This is a genomic window from Megasphaera sp. AF13-6AC, assembly GCF_027685385.1.
GTDB lineage: Bacteria > Bacillota > Negativicutes > Veillonellales > Megasphaeraceae > Megasphaera > Megasphaera micronuciformis.
In genome coordinates this window covers 1-3,967 of record NZ_JAQCUN010000118.1, presented here as the reverse complement: position 1 = coordinate 3,967, position 3,967 = coordinate 1, and the positions used below count along the sequence as shown (strand labels likewise).

Annotated in this window: 4 protein-coding genes; all 4 read left to right on the top strand. The window is 47.5% G+C overall.

The genetic code is table 11. The features are described 5' to 3' along the window. A partial coding sequence (locus PGX78_RS06665) for a type I glyceraldehyde-3-phosphate dehydrogenase (RefSeq protein ID WP_442864807.1) occupies window positions 1-571 on the top strand: 571 nt, incomplete at its 5' end. Window positions 572-683: 112 nt separating this feature from the next. Continuing rightward, on the top strand, window positions 684-2,204 hold the full coding sequence (gpmI, locus tag PGX78_RS06660; protein WP_270446026.1) for a 2,3-bisphosphoglycerate-independent phosphoglycerate mutase: 1,521 nt from the start codon (window positions 684-686) through the stop codon (window positions 2,202-2,204). A 175-nt stretch (window positions 2,205-2,379) separates the two neighbouring features. Further along, on the top strand, window positions 2,380-3,393 hold the full coding sequence (gap, locus tag PGX78_RS06655) for a type I glyceraldehyde-3-phosphate dehydrogenase (protein WP_006943230.1): 1,014 nt from the start codon (window positions 2,380-2,382) through the stop codon (window positions 3,391-3,393). 44 nt (window positions 3,394-3,437) lie between these two features. Beyond that, window positions 3,438-3,967, top strand: a 530-nt coding sequence (locus PGX78_RS06650) for a sugar-binding domain-containing protein (RefSeq protein ID WP_333523975.1), incomplete at its 3' end; no start/stop codon positions are given.

Sequence of the window (3,967 nt, the reverse complement as noted above, 5' to 3'; positions counted from 1 at the left end):
TGCATCTTGCACGACCAACTGCTTGGCACCGGTTGCGAAAGTGTTGAACGACGCTTTCGGCATTAAGGACGGTTTGATGACAACTGTTCATTCGACAACGGCTACACAGAAAACCGTTGATGGACCGTCTGCCAAGGACTGGCGCGGCGGTCGTGCCGCATCGGGAAATATTATCCCTTCGTCTACGGGTGCAGCTAAAGCCGTAGGTAAGGTTATTCCCGAATTGAACGGTAAGTTGACCGGTATGGCTATGCGTGTGCCGACCTTGGATGTATCGGTTGTCGATCTTACGGTTAACTTGGAAAAACCGGCAACGTACGAAGAAATCTGCGCTGCAATGAAGAAGGCGAGCGAAGGAGAATTAAAGGGAATCCTCGGTTACACGGAAGATGCGGTCGTATCGTCCGATTTCCTCGGTTGCACGTTGACATCCGTATTTGATGCCGATGCAGGTATCGCCTTGACGGATACGTTCGTTAAAGTTGTATCCTGGTATGACAATGAAATCGGCTATTCCAACAAGGTTTGCGATTTGATTGCCGTAATGAATGACTACAACAGCAAAAAATAATCCGCTTGTGCGGGTGGCCGAAACGAAGAGGCAATAAGTTACCGACAGGCGGGAGAGGAATCTCCTGCCTGTTTTGTTTACGGCCTTCGGTATGATGTAAAGGAGAATGATAATGGCAAAGAAGAATACGGTCATGTTGATTATTATGGACGGGTTCGGGTTGAGCGAAAAGAAAGAATACAATGCAGTAGCTCAAGCGAATCTTAAAGTTTTGCCGAAATTGATGCAAATATATCCGCACTCGTATTTGGAAGCTTCCGCCGAAGCCGTAGGACTGCCTCACGGACAAATCGGCAATTCGGAAGTAGGCCACCTGAATATCGGTGCCGGTCGCATTGTCTATCAATCTCTTACGAAAATTACAAAGGATATAGAAACGGGGGCTTTCTTTGATAAGCCTGCTTTAATTGAGGCTATGAAGAATGCGGCCGGCGGACATGCACTGCATCTTATGGGGCTTGTGTCACCCGGTGGTGTTCACAGTAGTGAAAAGCATTTGTACGGCCTTCTTGAAATGGCTGCCTCGTACGGCCTTAAAGAAGTGTACATTCATGCCTTTCTCGACGGCCGAGATGTACTGCCGCGCAGTGCCGGCGAGTATTTAGCGGAACTGGATGAAGAATGCCGGCGTATCGGTACGGGTGAAATCGCTACGATCAGCGGCCGTTACTATGCTATGGATCGAGATAAACGATGGGACCGTGTAGAAAAAGCCTACAGAGCTGTAGCAGACGGGGACGGCGAAACGGCAAAAGATTGGCAGGAATGCCTGGATAATTCGTATGCCCGTGACGTGTCCGACGAGTTTGTCGTACCGACGGTATTAAAAAAGGTACCTGTTCGTGACGGCGATTCTCTGATTTTCTTCAATTTCCGCCCCGACAGGGCACGTCAATTGACGGAAGCCTTTGTCAGCCCGTCTTTTGAAGGATTCAAACGGCCCTTACTGCATAATCTGTATTTTGCGACTATGACAACGTATGAAGATTCATTACCTGTTCATGTTATATACGGTAAAGAACACTTGGATAGCACTTTGGGGGAAGTGCTTGCTCAAGCGGGTAAAAAACAGTTGCGCATTGCCGAAACGGAAAAGTATGCTCATGTAACCTATTTCTTTAACGGTGGCGAAGAAGCGAAAAATGACGGGGAAGATCGGATTCTTATTGCATCCCCTAAAGTTGCTACTTACGACTTGAAACCGGAAATGAGTGCCTACGAAGTGACGGATGCGGTCATAAAAGAGCTGAACAAGGGTATTTATGATATGGTTATTCTGAATTTTGCCAATGCCGATATGGTCGGTCATACGGGCGATATGAAGGCCGCAGTTAAGGCTGTCGAAACTGTCGATACCTGTGTCGGAAAGATTACGGATTTGCTTTTAGAACACGGCGGGCAGGCATTAATCATTGCCGACCACGGAAATGCCGAAAAAATGGCGGATCCGACTTCGGGTTCTGCCTATACGGCGCATACTACCAATCATGTACCTTGTATTCTTGTCAGCCAAGAACATAAAGAGGCTCATTTACATGACGGGATCTTGGCTGATGTAGCACCTACCTTGCTGTATATGTCAGGAATGAAACAGCCGGCTCAGATGACGGGTCACAATTTGATTGATGATTAAAATAAATAGTATACACTAAATTTAAATAGCACAGCACGATACCCGCGACCTTCAGGGAAAAAACTCTGCATATAGTTTACATTAAATCGTATTTAGTATATATTTATAATGTAAATGCTAAGATACACCGGCTTTTATAAAAGCCAATTGGAAATAGGAGTAAGGAGGACGCGGAATGACAGTAAAAATCGGTATCAGCGGGTTCGGAAGAATCGGCAGATGCACATTCAGAACGGCATTGTCGCAACCTGATGTAGAGATTGTGGCTATTAATAACCGTTCGGTCGGTCCTATTATGGCCGACTTGTTAAAGTTTGACACCGTACACGGCACGTGGAATCATGACGTATCGTACGATACGCAAAAACAGGCTCTGGTTGTGGATGGCCGGCCTATTCCGGTTATGAATGAAACGGATCCGGCCAATATTGCATGGAAAGAAGCGGGAGTCGATATTGTTGTTGAATCGACGGGCAAGTTTAAGGATCATAAATCGGCGTCCAAACATTTGGCGGGCGGTGCCAAGAAGGTTGTTATAACGGCACCCGGTAAGGATGCGGATGCTACTATTGTTATGGGAGTTAATGAAGAAACGTACGACCCGGACAAGCACCACATTGTTTCGAACGGATCTTGTACAACGAACTGCCTGGCTCCCGTAGCCAAGGTTCTTTCAACCGAATTTGGTATTGTTCGCGGTATGATGACGACCGTTCATTCGTATACGAATGATCAGCACTTGGTTGATTCGGTACATAAGGATTTACGTCGTGCCCGGTGTGCGACACAATCCATTATTCCTACGTCTACCGGCGCAGCTCAGGCCGTAGCCCTTGTTTTGCCCGAACTGAAGGGAAAGTTTACGGGCATGGCTCTGCGTGTACCGACGCCGAATGTTTCCATGACGGACCTGGTTGCCGTTTTGGAAAAGAACGTAACCGTAGAAGAAGTAAACGGAGCACTTAAAAAATGGGCTGAAGGCCCCTTACAGGGGATATTGGCTTATTCGGAAGATGCTACCGTGTCGTCCGATTATATCAGCGATACACACAGTTCCATTGTGGACGGGTTGGATACGCAGGTGGTTGACGGCAATATGATTAAAGTAGTCGCCTGGTATGACAATGAATGGGGCTATTCCTTGAGAGTAAATGATTTAGCCGCATATATCGGCTCGAAGGGCTTATAAGGAAAGTCGCATGCGGGTATGGCGATAAACACAGGAGGAAGAAGATGAAAGTCGGTCTTCTCGACGTTTTTCAAAAAATAGCACCCGACGTAACGGGGATAGTAAGAGAACGGTATTTGTTGTTACGCCATATTTCCGATGCGCAGCCTGTAGGAAGGCGAAGTCTCGCCACTCTTTCAGGCTTTTCCGAACGAGTTGTACGAGCACATGTGGATGTGTTGAGACGCAACGGAATAGTCCGATTTACAACAGCCGGTATTGAGTTGGAAGCGGAAGGCCACCGACTGATGCCGGAACTTCTGGACTGTTTCGTCCATTTGAATAACTTGGACGATATGCAGAAACAAATTCGCAAGGAATTACAACTGGAGCACGTGTATATCGTGCCCGGAAACAGTGATCGGGATAAGACGGCCAAGGAAGAGTTGGGACGTAAAGGTGCCGAAATTCTTGCCTCTTTATTGGGAAATTCGGAAATCGTCGCAGTCAGCGGCGGCTCAACGTTGGCAGAGTTGGCCGAAAGGTTGCCGGAAGTATCGACAGATGCGGTTATCGTGCCGGCACGAGGGGGTCT